Source organism: Chitinophaga sancti (genome assembly GCF_034424315.1).
Classification (GTDB): Bacteria; Bacteroidota; Bacteroidia; order Chitinophagales; family Chitinophagaceae; genus Chitinophaga; species Chitinophaga sancti.
The window spans coordinates 593,541-611,516 of sequence record NZ_CP139972.1 but is presented as its reverse complement, the minus strand read 5'-3'; the positions used below and the strand labels follow the sequence as shown (position 1 = coordinate 611,516).

The following is a 17,976-nucleotide window of genomic DNA, read 5'->3' as shown; positions in this document are numbered from 1 at the left end:
GGTAACAGCATCAGAAAAACAACTCACACTCATGCCCGAAGGCCCTTCCATTGTCATCCTAAAAGAAGAACTCACCCTTCTCGATCAGGAGATCTTTGCCGGCTCAGGCAATATCATCAAAAACGAAGTATTATTCCGTACTCATATCCATCCCCTCAGCAAAGTGGGGAAATTACCCCTTAAAAAGAAGAAAGAACTTATACAGGAAACCCGGCAATACAGTTTTGATTTCCTGGAATGGGAAAAAGCCTTTGTCCTCAAAAAACACAGGCTCCCCCATACCCGCAAAACCTGCCCCCAATGCCATATTCCGATCATTAAGGAGTACCTGAACGCCACGCAACGAAGATCTTTTTTCTGCAATAATTGCCAGCTTTTATATGAATAACTATTGCAATGGCATGAATTTTACCGCCTTAGCCCTGAAACCAATTGCGATTAATATTAATGAAGAACACTCCTCAAACCCTCGATCTACCAGTTCATATCACCCCTGGTAGTCCTTACCCATTAGGCGCAACGCCTGATGAAAACGGTGTTAATTTTGCCATCTACGCCGATTATGCTACCGGTGTAGACCTCTGCCTGTTTAATAGCCCCTCAGATACAAGAGAATCCCAGAGAATTAAAATGACTGAGCGCTTTCATCAGGTATGGCATGTCCACGTATCCGGCATCAAACCCGGCCAATTATATGGCTACCGCGTCAGCGGCCCCTACGCCCCACAGGAAGGCAACCGCTTCAATGAAAATAAATTACTCTTAGATCCATACGCGAAAGCCATCTCTGGTACCATCAACTGGCACGACTCCCTCTTTGGGTATAAGATAGGTAGCCCGGAAGAAGACCTGAGCTTTAGTGAATCTGACAGTGCGCCATATATTCCCAAATCCGTCGTAGTAGATGACGCATTCAACTGGGAAGATGATAAATTTCCCAAGATCCCCTACAATGACACGATCATCTACGAAATGCATGTAAAGGGTTTCACCAAAATGCACCCGGATATTCCCGAAGAGATCAGGGGAACATATGCTGCCATCGGGCATCCGGTTACAATCGATTATTTAAAGAAACTCGGCGTGACGGCAGTCGAACTAATGCCGGTGCATCACTTTGTAGCTGACAGGCACCTGGTCGAAAAGGGCCTGACTAATTACTGGGGTTATAATACCATCGGCTACTTTGCTCCTGATGCCCGCTATTCATCTGCAGGTATCCAGGGCCAGCAGGTGACCGAATTCAAGGAAATGGTGAAGGCGCTTCACAAAGCAGGGATCGAAGTTTTCCTGGACGTCGTATACAATCATACTGCCGAAGGCAACCACATGGGCCCCACCCTGAGTTTCAGAGGGGTGGACAATTGCAGCTATTACCGTCTTACCGAAGATAAGCGATATTACATGGATTACACCGGCACAGGCAATACCCTCAATGCCCGCTTACCCAATGTACTGCGCCTGATTATGGATAGCCTGCGCTACTGGGTGGAACAGATGCATATCGACGGTTTCCGTTTTGACCTTGCATCTGCACTGGCAAGAGAACTGCACGAGGTGAATAGCCTGAGTGCCTTCTTTGAAATTATCTACCAGGACCCGGTGATCAGCCAGGTAAAGTTGATCGCTGAACCCTGGGATATTGGGGAAGGCGGCTACCAGGTAGGGAAATTCCCGCCCGGCTGGGCAGAATGGAACGGGAAATACCGAGACTGCATCAGGGGATACTGGAAAGGAGATGACAGTATGCTGGCCGAGTTCGCACTCCGTTTTACAGGAAGTCCGGATCTGTATGAGTCCGATTACAGAAGACCTACGGCAAGTATCAATTTCATCACCGCACACGATGGGTTTACCCTGCATGACCTCGTTTCTTACAATGACAAACATAATGAAGCAAATGGCGAGGATAACAGGGATGGTGCGAATGATAACTTTTCGCTCAACTGGGGCGCAGAAGGCGATACCAATGATGAAGGCATTATTAATATACGGGAGCAGATTAAGCGCAATTTCATTACCACCTTATTTCTTTCACAGGGAGTACCCATGCTGGTAGCTGGTGATGAAATGGGAAACAGTCAGCAGGGAAATAACAATGCTTATTGCCAGGATAACGAGATTTCCTGGTTGGACTGGAGCAAACATGACGCCCAATTACAGGAATTTACGAGAAATTTGATCCAGCTGCGCAAAAGTCACCAAACATTTGCAAGGCCCGGTTGGTTCCAGGGAATTCCCATCAAAGGCGTGGAGGATATTGGCTGGTTCCTGCCGGATGGAGCGGAGATGCAGGAAGATCACTGGAAAGAGTATTATGCAAAGTCGATCGCGATCTATCTGAATGGAAAAGGATTGAGATGTGTAAATGACGTAGGTGAAAAAATGGTGGATGATTCATTTTATGTGATCTTTAACGCGCACCATGATGCGATTGAATTTACATTGCCGGCAGAGAAGTATGCGAAAAACTGGGAACGGATCCTGGATACGAGTGTGTGGAAGACGGAAGATAAAACCAATTATACCGCAGGGGAAAAAGTGCAGGTACCTGGCCATTCGATTTCCCTGTTTATTCATAAGGAAGAATTGAAACCGGTACCAGGCTTACCTGTTCCTGAAGTAAAGCGTTCCATGTAACCTTACTGACTGTTACAGGCTTACCCGGTCCGGAATCATAAATTCCAACATGTATAACCAGACAACATATTGCTAAAACCAGCAATAAAAACTTTCAATTGACAACCAAAACAGGTCATTCATCGCTTGTGTTAGCTTTAGAAAAACGAAACGCAAATGAGAATGACCTGCTTATTTTATTTCCTGCTGCTCCTCCGCTGCTACAGGAAATTTCCTTCGGCAAGGCCTGAAAACTGCCGGTTTTGATCCCCAATCCAGCACCTTTAATGCGACGAACCTGGCATGCCCGTTTCCTGCCCCTTATTTGCTGCCAGAATTGTCTCTTCCAGCTTCGTCCTTATCTCCGCCTTGCCACGCAGAGATAAGGCCTTTTTGAAGCTTAAAATCGCATTTGGCAGATCATTGACTTCCTTATAGTAATCTCCCATACTATCATATACATTATAGCTATTGGGATAATAGTCGATGTTCAATTGAAAACAGTTGGCTGATTTCGCATATCTTTTTGCCTGAAGATTGACATAGCCCATCTGGTTCAGGAACCACTCCGGCGGCCGCACATTGTACCCCATTTCTTTGGACAACAACTTATAGTGACTGATCACAAGATTTTTTAAAGAATCTGCAGCACTGTCATCAAAATAGAGATAGGTAGGAAAACGATGGTGCGGGAATATAAACCGCAACCCATCATACATGGCGATGAAAGGAACAGAATGGTGATCATCATCCGGGTAGTATTTGTAATCCCAGCGCAGGTGATTACCTGCCCTTCGCAAGAGGTAGGTCATATCCAGGATTGCAGCAGTATGACGGCCACCAAGACTGGTATCGCTATGCACCATGGAAGTATCCACTGCCGGGTTCATGGTATGTGCCATCGCAATAAAGAGGTTCTTTTCAGAAAAGTCCTGTGCCAGTAATGAGGGTGTTTCCTTTAACAAGGCAGCATTGTTAAACCAGAAACTGGGATCAGAGGCGATGTAGGCGTTGAACAATTCTTTATGATGCAATAATGTGTTGGTGGTGTATAGCCCGCCGAGTGAATGCCCCACCAGGATGCGGTAGGGGGCTGTAGGATATTTCTTTTCTATATACGGGAAGAGTTCTTTTTCAAAGAAAGCGTTGAGGTCTCCTGGTTTTTCTGCCATGTTTCTGGTTCGGTTGCCGGGCGTATTTTGTATGCCGACAATGATCATCTGCGGGAAAACAGTATTGCCTTCGTTGACAGCCAGGGCCTGGATCATCGTTTGTAAAGTGGCAAAGGGCGAATCACCATCCAGTACATATAGCACCGGGTATTCAGCGCGCTGAAAATAAGCGGTATCATCGATCGGTGTAGGCGAATAGATCCAGAGAGGGCGCTTTTCATTCAATACATTTGAATATACACTATCCTGCTGACCGAAAGAAATGAGTTGGGCACGGGCGGTGAAGGATAGAATGAATATTAAAAGGATGATAAGTAGCTTCATCTTCATGGATGGAAATTTCCACGAAGGTTGGGGAAACGATGGAATTAATTTTTTATTAGTGATGAATAGTGGGATATGTGGGATAAAAAGAACTGGCGGGTATATGCCCGCCAGTTCTTTTATTAAATACTTTCTTCGTACACGTTTCCGAACCGGTCTGTCGCGCGGACTGTTATTTTCTTTGCAGTTCCTGAAGGCTTTGCAAAAAACATATGATCCGTAAGTGAAGGCTCCACGAACTTATGCTTTTTGGGTAATTCCGGGCCTAAATACAATTCCACTGCCCAGGGGTCAAAGGACACCCTCCTTTCCATCTCCCCCTTATTCACGCCATCCTCCAACCATTCCACTTTCCACTTCTTATCCCAGTTCCATACATTCGCCGAAATCTCATCGGGCGCGGTCTGTACACGGCCCTTTTCATAAATACGTAACTGCTTTTCTTTAGGCAGACCGGTTGATTTGTATACCCATTTTATGTCAGTACCATCCACATCATAGATCCCATATCCTCCCGGTGTACCATCACTGCAAATAGGTCCGGTCCACCATGCACCACATACGGTGCCGTGGTTGTGCTCCATGATGTCTCCCTCTTCCCAGTTATCATTAAAATGCGTATGCCCACTCATGATATGTACTTTGTATGGCGCCAGCATTTTATACAGTTTCTTCCTGTTCGCTACTGTTCCTCCACCCGGTTCATCCTTCTTTCCTTCCCTGCGTGCCTGGCCGGTATAGGTAGGTATATGCAAACTTAATACAATCATGCTTCCCGGCTTTACCTGCGCCAGATCCTGATCCAGCCATTGCAGCTGGTGCTCTGTCAGATAGCCAATGTAGTTCTTTGCTTCTCCCAGGAAGAATACATCATCCAGAACAATGTAGTGAACTTCTCCCCTGTTATATGAATAATAAGTAGGTCCAAAATGAGACTTAAATGTATTTGCTGATCCATCGTCTGTGCGCGCCTCATTATCCATATCATGATTCCCGATCACATTAAAGAAAGGGATCCCACACAATTCCACTGCCCTGCGATAGCCATGATACAATTCAAACTCATCCCACACCAGGTCACCACAACCAATCCCATGGATCAAAGCATCTTTTGGATAAGACTTAATCACACCCTGTAAATCCGGTACTGATTCTTTCAGCAACTGATCTACATCTTTCTGCGACTTCATCTGCGGGTCTGCCCACACTACAAAAGTGTGCCTGGTATCGTCTGCTTTCAATTTCTCCAGCTTGAAATCTGCCGTAAAGGAAGGCTTATTTTTGGGTATAGAATGATAGAAGAACGCAATACTCCCTTCCTCCGGAAATGCATAACCACGAGGTACGCTGATATATACAAATTCCGCCGTACCGTTAGATTGCAGGGCATATGCACCGTTCTTATCAGTGAGGGTAATATTGATGCCATCCGTTACCGGCACTCCCGCTAGCCCTTTTCCTTCGCAATGCACCTTACCTTTGAGCGAGATAGTGGAAAGATCAATATTGTTTCCGCTCAGCAAAGGCGCTGCATTGGTAATCACCGCTGGCAAAGCTAACAATGACCCGGTTACGCCCACGTTCTTTAAAAAGTTCCTTCTGTTAAGCATACGTTTTATTTAAGTGTTGTAGCGCCCTGACCTTCTATGTCGGTTATCGCTGATGTAGTAGTCAGTTGTTTATTGTTCTGCGCGCGTGCCTGCACCCATTTACCCAGGGATGCATTGTATACACCACCCAGCATATTGAAGATACCCAGATCCGCCGTGTTGTATGAAAGGGCCAGGGTATTGGAACCCTGCCGGTAATACGGTTGTTCTTCCAGTGTAATCGGATTGATGATATCGTAAAAGTCGGTATTCGCAATGCGATAGCCTTTCGCCGGGGGGCCTGCTGTATATAAGCTACCACCTGTAGACACCCAGATCACATCTACCGGTTTGGTGTCTGCTGTCACCACCGTATCCTGGAATACCGCCATGCCAAAGGCATTGCCGCTGTTTGCCATCAAACCAGAGGTGGCAGTACCGAAGCCGTCGCCACCAGTTGTGGTATAATCAAATGTACGTACCCAGTTCGAACTGCTGATATCTGTTGATTTGGAACCATTGATCTTTTTACCAATCCCCCCTACATAGAAGAAGCTACCCTTTGCCGCAGTACCTGCGTACAGGTTGAACTTATAAGAACGCTTATCGCCCGTAGCCCAGCCTTTGGCAGGATAACCCGTAGGCGTACTGGCATTCGCATTGTTTGTTATCACTACCGAAAATGGTGTAGCTGCAAAATCAATATCCCTGGTTGCCATCAGCTGCACATATTCATAGTTACCATCCCCACCACTTGCATCTGACATAAAACCTGTAATGATTACCGGTGCAATGGATATCTCTGAACTTAACACGGTCACATCCGCACCTGTACGCATTCTGAGCATAGGTGCATTATCTTTATCTACGAACACTAACCCATAGAAGTTAGCACTTACCGGGGCCCCAATCTGTGCAATAGCACTGGTATCCTCCGTACGCAAATGCAGGTTGCCAAAACCATCATTCAATACTTTATCGCCGGCCAATACATCGCCTTTTGCTGGCAAAGGATCGAAACCACCTTTTACAACTACAGCCAGGGTACTTTCGTAATCACCGGGATTTGCAAGGATGGCAGCGGTTGTCACGCGGTTTACAGGAATCGCATTTCCTGAAGACACTTTCCTTATACCTGTCAATGATACACCTGTCAGTTCCAGCATGCCCGCTACCTTTTCCAGTACAGCACCCTGTACATCGATGATCACAGAATCACCCGGTAAATAGTTATTGGCCACATCTCCGAGTGGAATGGCAATCCCTCTCAGTTTTGCCAGGCGCCGCGCATCCTGCACTATGAGCAGGCCCGCAGGCAGATTGCCTCCCCGGTGATCTGACACCACCATGGCCGCTATACTGGTAGAGCCGAGCATATTGTCTTCGCTGAGCGTAACGGGTTTTGACTTATAGAGGTTCCTGAGATCGTAGATCGATATATATGGGCTGATCCTGCCACCGGGATATGTCTCGCTTTTCTGACATCCCCAGACCAATAATATGAGTAGTAAGTATACTAAAAATTTCTTCATTGTAAAATGATTTTATTGTTATGGTTTCTGCCACCACACCAGTGTATTGATTAGGTCTGGCCCCTGGTTGGCCACCGCCAGTTTGTAGTTGGTCGGATTGGTTGACTGCACATACACGGGGTAAGTCATTCTTGCAGGCATCACACCATTGTTCCGCAGACCTGTACCCTTGGGTAAATAAGGATGACCCGTACGACGGTATTCAAACCACTGTTGCAGATCTGTCAGGAACAATGCATAGTACTTTTGCTTATGAATCTTCTCCATCTTTTGTTCCAGTGTTTCATCATTCAGCCACTCGATATCTGCCGCTGCCAGCCAGGTAGTGACAGGCACAGACCAGGTGGGGATCCATTGTGTAATACTATTCTGGGCACCTGTATTGTAATAAGTTTCTGCCGAACCACTGATCCAGCCCTTCGCCGCAGCTTCCGCCAGGATGAATTGCAGCTCTGCATAGTTCATCATCATACCCGTCATCGGCTCAGTCATAAGCGTGATGGCTCCCACTGTGGAAGTAGAATAGAAGTAGCATTTCTTCACAGGATTATCACCCGGTGAATAACCACTTGGCACACCCTGGTATGAACCGGAATAAGGTACAATCCCCCACCTGTTATAACCATTACTACCATAAGTCGGGATATCAATTCGCGGATCATTCCACTGGGCCAGGTTATCAATAAAGAAGCTCGCGATACCTGGTGACCTGAAATCCTGCTCACGAACGGACAAATAGGGCGATACGTAAGGACCCAGGCCTGTCCAGCGCAGGATCGCAGATTCACTATTGCTCGTCATGATGGGATAATTCGCCTTATTGGTCTCTACAATGTCTTTTATTTTAAGTACTGCACTATCTGATTTGGCAGAGACACGCAGCAATAAACGCAGGTACAATGAGTTGCCGAACTTTCTCCATTTGCTTACATCTCCATAGTACACCGGATCGCCGGATGCGTCGATCTTAGTAGCTGCACTCAGCAGGGCATTGGCCGTATCCAGTTTTTTGAAGATATCCATATAGATATCGCGCTGCGCATCAAATCGCGGCTCCAAAATGCCACTGTCTTTTGCGAGGTTGGACTGGAAGTAAGGAATATCGCCGTAGGTATCTGTAAGTATAGAATAGATCCATGACTGGCAGATCAGCGAAATACCCTTGTAAGATGGATTATAGTTCAACTCACTACTGGCAGTGGTATAAATATCCTTGAAGTTCGTCAGCTCAGAATACAATCCATTATACAGGTAATCTGCCCAGGTAGAACGAAAATCGTAGCGGAACACCTGCCCTTCTGAATCACTGATGTCCACCGTAACCTGCATCAGTTCATTGTTAAAATTGCGATTGCGGATCATGTTATAACCCAGCGTACTCACCAATGCCGGTGCCAGCAATTGTTGCGGGAGTGCAGTAGGTGTGCCATTCGGACTCGTATTCGTCTCCTCAAAGTTTTTTGTACAGGAGCCCAGCAGGATCCCCAGTAGTAATATATATGCAAGATGCTTCATCATATCAATTATTAAAGTCCAATTACCAGATTAAAACCAAGGGTACGTGTAGAAGGAAACTGGCCGATCTCAAATCCCTGCAGGATGTCGGAACCATAGAGCGTACCGAATTCAGGATCGAACATTGGCCATGGAGACCAGATGAACAGATCACGGCCATACACCCCTACTGTGGCGCGCTGGAAGCCCAATCGCTTCACCAGCCCCTTGCTGAAAGTATAGTCGATACGGGCTTCCCTGAATTTGATAAAGTCAGTACGGAACACGCTACCTTCTGCATTGTCTACTCCATAATGAGAACGGTAATATTCGTCGATATCGGTAGCTATCACATCATTCTTACGATACTTACCATCACTTGTTGCTACCACACCATTACCGATGATCCCATTGTAACGGCCCGGCAGGGTTTCTTTCAGCTTACCCTGTTCAGCCATCTTATAATGGGTGAGGGAGTGTGCCACTCCACCATACTGTGCATCGAAGAGCAGGTGCAGGTTAAATCCCTTATAATTGAAATCATTGGTCCAGCCAATCTTTGCTTTGGGCAGGATATTACCAAGGTATTTCACTTCCTGTGTCAGCAGTGCTACACCGGTATTTGCATCATAAATGATCTGCCCATCAGGAGCACGCTGGTAGCCACGGCCATACAGGTCACCCATGCTACCGCCTACCTTAGCTACGATCTGGCCACCGCCTACTGGGCCATTTCTTAATACGACAGAACTATCTGCCAGGCTCATAATGCGGTTGCGGTTTGCAGAGAACACGATGTTTGAACTCCAGCGGAAACCGTTCTTTATACTGATCGGCGTTCCATTCAATGCGATCTCTATCCCTTCATTTCTCACATCACCTGCATTGATCAGTACACGGGTAAAACCTGATGCACGGTCTACGATCCGCTTTAAGTGCTGGTCTTTAGTATTCCCCCTGTACACAGCTACGTCAATACCCAGCCTGTTGTTATAGAACTGTACATTGGCACCTAATTCATAAGTTATGGTACGCAATGGTTTCAGGTTGGGGTTCGTCAGCAATTCCGGTGCAGATAAACCACCATTGTACAAGCTACCTGCCGTCTCATAATTGTAAGAAGTGAGGTATGCTGATGTACCTCCGCTACCTACGCTGGATGCAGAGAAACGCAGCTTGGCATAATTGATCATCTTTGGCAGATGGAATACATCAGACGCTATGAAACTCAGGTTGGCTGCAGGATAGAAGAAACCGGCATTAGTGGTACGATAAGGTGTAGCCAATGTACTGGTCCAGTCCTGTCTCGCCGTGAGGTCGAGGAATAAATAATCCCTGAAGCCGCCGGTGATAACACCATAAAAACTATTGATCGAATATTTACTCCTGTAAGGAATGGTCAATAAAGGACCAGCAGCATTGGAGAAAGAGAAGATACCCGGGAAGGTCAGTGAGTCTGCGCGGGTTTCATCTTTATTATAATTATTGGTAAGGGTACTTCCGCCGCCAGTGGCAGTGAATTCAAAATCCTCCCCGAAACGCTTGCTGTATTTCAACATGAAATCGCTGCTGGCTTCCATAGAAAAGATGTTCTGCGTACGGTAACTCCCTTTAGGCAGTTTCGCACCTGCATCGTATGGGCGCTCCTGGGCACGCTGGTCGTAAGCAAAATCAATGGATGTTCTCACCAGTAAACTCAGGTCTTTGGTGAAGTTGTAAGTAGCCTGCACATTGCCGGTAATACCATTCCGGTTGGTCCGGTTGATGAATTCATTTGCTACAGCAAAAGGATTTTCAGGATAAGAACTGAAAGGGTATTTAATAGCACGGCCCTCCTGCCCTTTTACCCAATAGTCGCGCAGCCAGTCGATGTTCGCATTTGGTTGCCAGAAGATGTACCAATACATCAGCGATTGGTTACCATAACCTGATCCGGGGAGGTTATCACTCCATTTATTGGTATAGTTTACTTTGGAAGTGATCGTCAGTTTATCGTTGATCTTTGAATTCACCGCCATAGAGATCGTGTTACGTTTGTAACCCGTGTTTGGCACGATCCAGTCGTTGTTTACATTCGTGAATGAAAAGCGCGCGGTAGTTTTATCAGTACCACCATCTACACTGATGCTGTTGGTGAAGGTCTTTCCTGTCTGGAAGAATTTCTGTAACTGGTTGGTGTAGGGCCGCCAGAGCGTTCTTTCCGTGCCTACTTTCTGTGTCACAGGATCGTATTGAAAAAACAGCTGTCCATCGAACTTAGGTCCATAGGCAGAGCTGGTACCGCTTGTGCTGGCGCCATCTGCAGACGCACCATAAGAATAATAAGCGGCACCATCCAGGCCCTGTCCATATTCATATTGTAATTCCGGCCAGCGGTTTACATTTTCGATAGACTCGTTAGAATTTAAGGTAATGCCTAAACCTTTTTTGCGGGGAGTACCTGCTTTGGTGGTGATGATCACCGCACCGTTTGCCCCACGCTGCCCGTACAATGCAGCCGCACCGGGGCCTTTCAGAATAGTAACTGATTCAATATCTTCTGAGTTCAGGTCATTCAATCCTGTACCATAGTCTGCCGGCATATTGTCAGAACCGGTACCATAAGGTGTTTCACCATCGATACCTGTACGACGGCCGCTACCATTATTGATCACGACACCATCTACAACGATGAGGGCTTCATTATCACCGGTGAGGTTATTTTCACCACGGAGAATGATCTTGTTTGAACCGGTAGGGCCTGCATTGGAACGAACCAGGTTCAGACCTGCCACCTTACCGGAAAGCGCGTCTGTCCAGTTATTAGACAGGGCATTGGTCAGCTGCTCACCTTTCACAACCGTGGTTGCATAACCCAATCCTTTCTCTTCACGCTGGATGCCTAAGGCCGTCGTAACTACAAATTCATTCAGGGCTTTGGCATCCGGTGCCATTTGCACATCCAGTTTCTGGGTAGTGCTCACCGGGATCTGGCGGGTCATGTAACCCAGGAAGGAGAAAACGATAGTTGGATTATTCCCCGGTACCTTCAGGAAGTAATTCCCTTCCGGGCCAGAGATGGTACCTATGCTACCGCTTTTGATACGAACGTTTACGCCCACAAGTGGTTCGCCTTTTTCGTCGGTGATGCGACCGCGGATCAGGATATCTTCAGGCTTACGGGTAACGATGAAAGTATTGCCGCTTTGTGTGAAGATATAACCAGTATTGGCCAGGGCAGCACGGAGTACTTCCTGTGCGGTAGCGTCGTAGATCCTGATGCTGACACGCACACTGGCGTCTACGTCGTTTGGACTATAGTTGACGAGAAAACGGCTATTTTTCTGAATGTACTGAAATACGTCTTTCAGTGGCTGGCTGTTCACCGTGAGATCCAGCTTTTTCTCATGAGTTTGTGCATTGATGTAGGGCAGCCATGCTACAAAGAAGAATAATACCCATACCGAAAGTTTGGGGTAGGAAATCCCTAACGGGCATCCCCGCTTTTTTGTACATTTGTCCATTCATTTAAAAATTTAGCTTGTACTGAATTTTGGCACCCTGTTACAGCAGGGTGCTTTTTTACCTGATTACTATTTGATTGTCTTTAATTGTGTACTGGAAACTGCTCATCAGTTTTAGCTGTTGCATGATGTTTTCGATCGTATTGTTCCGGAATGTAGCAGTGTACTTTCTTTTAAATAAGTCGCTGTCCTTTACATCAAAGTGAACAGCATATTTGTGTTGCAAAACTTGTAGTACCTGTTTCAGTCCGGCATCATGGAAAATCAGTTCTCCCCGGATCCAGGCGGTGGTGTTGGCGGTGTCTATGTCCTCTTTTGTGAATGTCCTTTTTCCCTTATCTGCGGTCAATCCCATACCGGCACTCAAAACGAGCCCTTTTAAGCCGATTTTACCGCTATTTACATTTACGGAAGCTGTGAGTTCATCTTTATAATCTCTTACCGTAAATGAGGTGCCTAATACTTTTACGTTGAGTTGTGGAGAGCGGACGAAGAATGGACGTTTGGCATCTTTAGCAATTTCGAAATAAGCTTCGCCTTCTCCCAGGTATACTATACGTGCACTGTCATCAAATTCTTCGGGGATATATAAGGTAGATCCGCCGTTGATAGTCACCTGGCTCCCATCCGATAAGGTAATGGCACCATGCCGGCCATCCGCTATCCGCATGGTACGAAAGCGTCGTTCCGGTTTCCGGTCCAGGTTCATTTTACGTAATAAAAATGCACTCCCTAATAACAATACAAAAACTGCCGCATAGCGGGTGAAGTGCATTAACCTGATCCCCGGCTTCCTGTTCTTTCTGAATCTTTCCAGGGCCGCATCGATTTCTGCTTCGGGTAGTTCCTTATTATTTATGAATTCATCTACCGGGAACAGTTCTGACAATTCCTCCTCTGACAGGCCGTCTAATGCCTGCTGCAATGCTTGTTTGCCGGCAGCATCCAATCTGCCTGCCTGATAGTCTTCCAGTCTTTTCCTGATGTCGGAGATGTTCATGCTAAGGACGTCGTTTGGTAATATAACGGCCAATTAAAACAGGCACCGACAGGAATCTAGGTTAAGGAATTGTTACCAGATAAAGAAAATAGTCGCCAGCCGGGAGCGAAGCGAACGGAGTACCCTGCCAATATAGCGTTCCACGGTTTTTTCGGACACGCCTTCCTGGAGGGCAATCTCTTTGTAAGTAAGGCCGTACTCGCGGTTGAGGAGATAATAGCGACGTACAGTTTCTTCGTGGTTATTGATCGTATGATTGACAATCTGCTGCTGCTCTTTGGCTTCGATCACTGTCATAGCAGGTGAAAACTGCCCGGCATCCGGGAAACTGAGGGTATAAGCATCATGTTGTTTGCGCTCACGAAGGGCGGCTTTCAGGTGATCGAGGAAACAGTTACGGGCGATGACGAGGATATAACGGGCTATTTCAGCTTCTTCTTCAGGAAGCAGGTGGCGTTTTTGCCAGGCTTTCAGGTAGGCTTCCTGGGCCAGATCTTCGGCGAGTTCTTTATTATTACTTATTTTTATCAGATACGAAACAGTGCCCGACCAGGTTTCTTTAAAGATCCTGTCGAAAATTGCAGCAGTATTTTCAGAATTGGAACGCATCATATAAATTGACGCACAAAATTACGCGGTCAGTTTAAAATGAGTGTTAAGTTTAGGTAAACAAAACCGGTGTGAATTTTGTACGGTTTGCATAAATTTTTAATAACATGGCAGAGACAGGACATATTTTAGGGATTGATGTTGGAGGATCGCATATTAAATGTACGATCCTGAACAAGGCGGGAGAATGGCAGATGGATTATAAACGGGTAAAGACGCCGCAGGGGGCTACGCCGGAATCGGTACTGGATACAATACAGGAACTGGTGAAGGATATCCCCGGCTACGATAAGGTGTCTGTAGGCTTTCCCGGCTATGTGCGGAATGGGGTGGTGTACACAGCACCGAACCTCGGGAATCCAAACTGGAAGGATATAGACCTGGGGCAAAGGATTGCGGACCTGCTGGATAAACCGGTGAGACTGGTGAATGATGCCGATCAGCTGGGCCTGGGCGTGGTGAGCGGAAAGGGGTATGAACTGGCGGTGACCCTGGGAACAGGGTTTGGAACAGCAGTGTTGATTGACGGATACCTGCTGCCGCATTTGGAGTTGGCCCATCATCCGGTGACGAAGGAACATGATTATGATGATTATATTGGGAATAAGGCACTGGAGAAAGAGGGGCTGGAGAAATGGAATAAGCGGATGGAGAAGGTCATGGGTATTTTGAAAGTGGTATTTAATTATGATCGCTTGTACCTGGGAGGCGGAAATGCGGATAAGATCTCTTTTAATCTGGATAAGAATGTGATATTGTTTACGAATAAGGAAGGGATAAAAGGAGGCGCAAGATTGTGGGATATGGAGGACAAGTATCACATCAGTACAAATTTTCCGAAGAAATAAGTAATAGGGGTTTGCTGCAGGCAAGCCCTTTTTTTTAGTTATCGCCTGCGCAACTGGCCGGATATACGAAAAATACACTCCGCCCTACACCCCAAAATAATGTTAAAAAACACGCCCCTCCTCATCCCACATTAATAATATAATTATATTGATCCCTATGCTTCAACTCACCCAACTTCGCAAATCCTACCAGGGGCAGGTCGTGCTTGATATTCCCTCTCTCCTGCTGGACCCGGCCATTTACTGGATACAAGGTGCCAACGGTTCCGGCAAATCCACGTTCTTAAAAATCATCGCCGGCATGGTACCGTTTGAAGGAGATATTTCACTCAGGGGCAGCAGTCTCAGGAACTCACCACTCGCCTATAGGCAACATATAGGCTGGGCTGCAGCAGAACCACTCTACCCTCCGTTTATGACCGGTATAGACCTGGTTACATTATACCAGCGAATCCGGAAAGTACCACAAAAAGAAACCTATCAATTAATAGAACGCTTTAACGTCGGCAACTTCATCAAAGGGCAGGCGGCCGCCTATTCCGCAGGGATGACAAAAAGATTGTCCTTACTACTGGCTTTCATGGGTGAACCCTCGCTCATCATCCTGGATGAACCACTGACCACACTGGACGCGAATTCATTTACACTGATTTCTGACCTGATACTGGAAACATGGCAGAAAAAAGGCACTTCCTTCCTCATGAGCTCACACCAGGAACTCGATACTAATTTGCTACATGCACAAAAAGTATTGACTGTTATTAACCAAAGCATCGTACAATAAATGACAAAATATCTACTCCGTTCCCTTGTTTCACCATTCTTCAGAGAAAATGGCGGGTTGATAATTTTCATTTACACCATGACGGTGTTTATCGTGAATTCCCAGTCTGGCGCAGGCGTGTATGAGTACCACTTATTTCTCGTGCTGGGTACATTCAGGCATGCAGGTATGATGGCCACGGTGTTTTTCCTCTGGCTGCTGTATACCCGTAAATTCACCGCCTTTGTGGTCACGGAGATGTATAAACCTGAAAATATGTTCCTGCATGTTTTCAATTATCTCAGCAGGAAAAGGAAAATTATGCTCCTCTTCGTCGCTACGTTTTTATTGATGATACCTGTTTGGGCCTATGTGATATTCATGATCATTACTGGCCTGCAGTATGGATATATAGGTGGCGTTGCCCTGATCATTGGTTATTTATTATTACTCTGCTTACTGTCTGCCACCTGGCTGGAACATCGCTTACAATATCTTGCCGAAGGGAAAACACCCGTGATCAGATCGATCAGGTTTACTTCCTATACCGGCACGCTATTAAGATATGTTGCCACCAAACAACTGGTCACCTGGACAGGGTTAAAGATCTTCACCTGTGGGTTATTATTCCTCATTGCCGTCAATAATCCCATGCGTTATTATGATGGGCAGACCATATTTATGGTCGTTAGTCTGGGCATCTTAGGAAATGGTATCCTCGTATGTCGCTGCAGGGAATTCGAAGACCTGTACCTGAGTTTTTACAGGACCTTACCGGTGAGCCTGAAAAGGCGATTGCTCGAATATGCTTTACTGGATTTGATACTGATCATACCGGAGATAATCATACTCCTGTTGTTTGTGCCGAAGCATATGCCGCTTAACGATGCACTTACTTTTTGTTTATGTGGATACAGCAGTATGTTACTCATGACAAGTCTTACCTTCTACAGGCATTTTACCAGGTCACAGTTCTATAAGTTATTATCCATTGTACTTTGTGTGCAGTACCTATTCTTAATGACGATCGGATTACCGGCTTTATATATTGCACTAACCTTAGCGGCTATCTTTTTATTCCGGTGGAGATATTATAAATACGGAGGCTGACTAAAAAGTAAAATGAAGATGCTGAAAATTGCGTAAAAGCTATTTCTTCTGCATCACTTACCTCAAAAGGGGGTACCCTTTTTAGTCAGCCTCCTGAATAAATATTACTGGTTGCTTTCGCTTTGTGGTAATGGGAAATGACTCCACACATCATCATCCGGCCTGTCAACCGGCAGTGTTTTTAATAATCCAAAACGACGCATATCTATCCAGCGATGTCCTTCCATAAAGAGCGAATAACGCCTGTTGTATATTAATTCACTGGTCAATGCGGCAGTGGTAACTGCCCCTGCATAGGCAGGCAGGTTATGCGCGGTACGAATACGGTTCAATGCGGTCAATGCATTGGGGAAATTGCCGTTTTGGATATTCGCTTCTGCATAGATCAATACCAGTTCTTCATTGCGGATAATGCTCACCGGTGCATTCAGCGATGTCCAGATAATCACATCCCTGTTGCCCGTAAGGCCACCCTGACTGGCAGATGAATTACGTACCTGCGTTTTGTTGATACGATCATCACCCGGAAGAATATCAGTGGCAAAAGTAGGATGCGCAATCCTCACCTCCCCGTTATTGTTTGGCGCGATATAAGAGAGGTTCACCATGTCTCCCCCGCTGGTAGAGAAATAATGCCATACTCCCGTGTTCAGATCACCATTCAGGTCAAAGAAGGATTCATTCAGTGCAGTCAGCGCGTCCGCCCATTGCTTTCTATATAGATGTACCCTTGCAGCCAGTGCCCTGTTGAATTTCAGCAATCCCGCGGCATCTTTAAATCCTGCAAACCCATCTGACAAAGAGAAGATAACATCTGCACCGGTAAGGTCCGCCTTACCTTCATCCAGGAATTTAAGTACAGAATCCAATACAATACCCGGATCGGTGATCACCGGCCCCTGTGCCACACCATTTGCTACCGGAATGCGGGCACCACTGGAATCCGTCAGGTTAATATTCAGCAATAACTGGTAACCGATCAGGGTCTTCGCATAGCCCGAGAATCCCTTCTTCTGCGCGTCGCTGGCCACGGTATTGCTGGTATGGCTCAGCGCTTCCAGCAGGATAAAACATTGCCGTACTACCTGGTAACGGGATGCCCAGGGATTGGTGAGGTAAAAAGTATTATTGTCCAGTACCTTGGTACCACCACCTAAGAGATCTGTTGTAAAGCGGGGTTCCGAACTTGAAAAACGATAAATTTCACGGCCTATTATACCTTCTGCATCCAGGTAAGTGCTAAGACTGATCCGCATACCCGATTCCGCACCTGTAACCAGGTTGAACAGATCACTACGTGTTGGGTTACCCGTTACACCACCTACAACCGGTGTATTCAGACTGTTGATTTCTCCCTTCTGACAAGCATTTAGCAATACCAGCGCACAAAGGGCTATTATAATGTGTTTCATG

Annotated in this window: 13 protein-coding genes; 5 read left to right on the top strand and 8 right to left on the bottom strand. The window is 46.3% G+C overall.

Annotated features, from left to right (window positions below):
- Window positions 1-31 precede the first annotated feature (31 nt).
- Both U0033_RS02180 and glgX read left to right on the top strand, forming a co-directional pair.
- Window positions 32-388 carry a hypothetical protein gene (locus U0033_RS02180; protein ID WP_072358190.1) on the top strand — a complete coding sequence of 119 codons (357 nt, stop codon included), beginning with the start codon at window positions 32-34 and terminating at the stop codon, window positions 386-388.
- Window positions 389-447: 59 nt separating this feature from the next.
- A complete protein-coding gene (glgX, locus tag U0033_RS02175) occupies window positions 448-2,640 on the top strand; it encodes a glycogen debranching protein GlgX (protein ID WP_072358192.1) in 2,193 nt (730 codons plus the stop codon).
- 263 nt (window positions 2,641-2,903) lie between these two features.
- Here the strand turns inward: glgX and U0033_RS02170 are convergent, their stop codons facing one another.
- The 7 genes from U0033_RS02170 to U0033_RS02140 all read right to left on the bottom strand — a co-directional run bounded on the left by U0033_RS02170 (window position 2,904) and on the right by U0033_RS02140 (window position 13,845).
- Window positions 2,904-4,121: an alpha/beta hydrolase-fold protein gene (locus U0033_RS02170; protein WP_072358197.1), complete on the bottom strand. Its 1,218-nt coding sequence runs from the start codon at window positions 4,119-4,121 to the stop codon at window positions 2,904-2,906.
- Window positions 4,122-4,237: 116 nt separating this feature from the next.
- Window positions 4,238-5,725: a calcineurin-like phosphoesterase C-terminal domain-containing protein gene (locus U0033_RS02165; RefSeq protein ID WP_072358198.1), complete on the bottom strand. Its 1,488-nt coding sequence runs from the start codon at window positions 5,723-5,725 to the stop codon at window positions 4,238-4,240.
- Window positions 5,726-5,730: 5 nt separating this feature from the next.
- On the bottom strand, window positions 5,731-7,236 hold the full coding sequence (locus U0033_RS02160; protein WP_072358200.1) for a DUF5689 domain-containing protein: 1,506 nt from the start codon (window positions 7,234-7,236) through the stop codon (window positions 5,731-5,733).
- Window positions 7,237-7,254: 18 nt separating this feature from the next.
- Window positions 7,255-8,754: a SusD/RagB family nutrient-binding outer membrane lipoprotein gene (locus U0033_RS02155; protein WP_072358202.1), complete on the bottom strand. Its 1,500-nt coding sequence runs from the start codon at window positions 8,752-8,754 to the stop codon at window positions 7,255-7,257.
- Between the two features lie 8 nt (window positions 8,755-8,762).
- Window positions 8,763-12,233: a SusC/RagA family TonB-linked outer membrane protein gene (locus tag U0033_RS02150; RefSeq protein ID WP_072358204.1), complete on the bottom strand. Its 3,471-nt coding sequence runs from the start codon at window positions 12,231-12,233 to the stop codon at window positions 8,763-8,765.
- A gap of 58 nt (window positions 12,234-12,291) precedes the next feature.
- On the bottom strand, window positions 12,292-13,233 hold the full coding sequence (locus U0033_RS02145) for a FecR family protein (RefSeq protein WP_072358206.1): 942 nt from the start codon (window positions 13,231-13,233) through the stop codon (window positions 12,292-12,294).
- A 72-nt stretch (window positions 13,234-13,305) separates the two neighbouring features.
- On the bottom strand, window positions 13,306-13,845 hold the full coding sequence (locus tag U0033_RS02140) for a sigma-70 family RNA polymerase sigma factor (protein WP_072358208.1): 540 nt from the start codon (window positions 13,843-13,845) through the stop codon (window positions 13,306-13,308).
- 104 nt (window positions 13,846-13,949) lie between these two features.
- Here U0033_RS02140 and U0033_RS02135 point away from each other — a divergent pair, with 104 nt between their 5' ends.
- The 3 genes from U0033_RS02135 to U0033_RS02125 all read left to right on the top strand — a co-directional run bounded on the left by U0033_RS02135 (window position 13,950) and on the right by U0033_RS02125 (window position 16,563).
- Window positions 13,950-14,690: an ROK family protein gene (locus U0033_RS02135; protein ID WP_072358210.1), complete on the top strand. Its 741-nt coding sequence runs from the start codon at window positions 13,950-13,952 to the stop codon at window positions 14,688-14,690.
- Window positions 14,691-14,847: 157 nt separating this feature from the next.
- The gene (locus U0033_RS02130) at window positions 14,848-15,474 is read left to right on the top strand and encodes an ABC transporter ATP-binding protein (RefSeq protein ID WP_072358212.1); all 627 of its coding nucleotides are present in this window, start codon (window positions 14,848-14,850) and stop codon (window positions 15,472-15,474) included.
- Entirely contained in the window at window positions 15,475-16,563 is a 1,089-nt protein-coding gene (locus tag U0033_RS02125; RefSeq protein ID WP_143150644.1) for a hypothetical protein, read from the top strand.
- 104 nt (window positions 16,564-16,667) lie between these two features.
- Here U0033_RS02125 and U0033_RS02120 read toward each other — a convergent pair whose 3' ends face one another.
- Window positions 16,668-17,975 carry a RagB/SusD family nutrient uptake outer membrane protein gene (locus tag U0033_RS02120; RefSeq protein WP_072358215.1) on the bottom strand — a complete coding sequence of 436 codons (1,308 nt, stop codon included), beginning with the start codon at window positions 17,973-17,975 and terminating at the stop codon, window positions 16,668-16,670.
- Between the last annotated feature and the right edge of the window lies 1 nt (window position 17,976).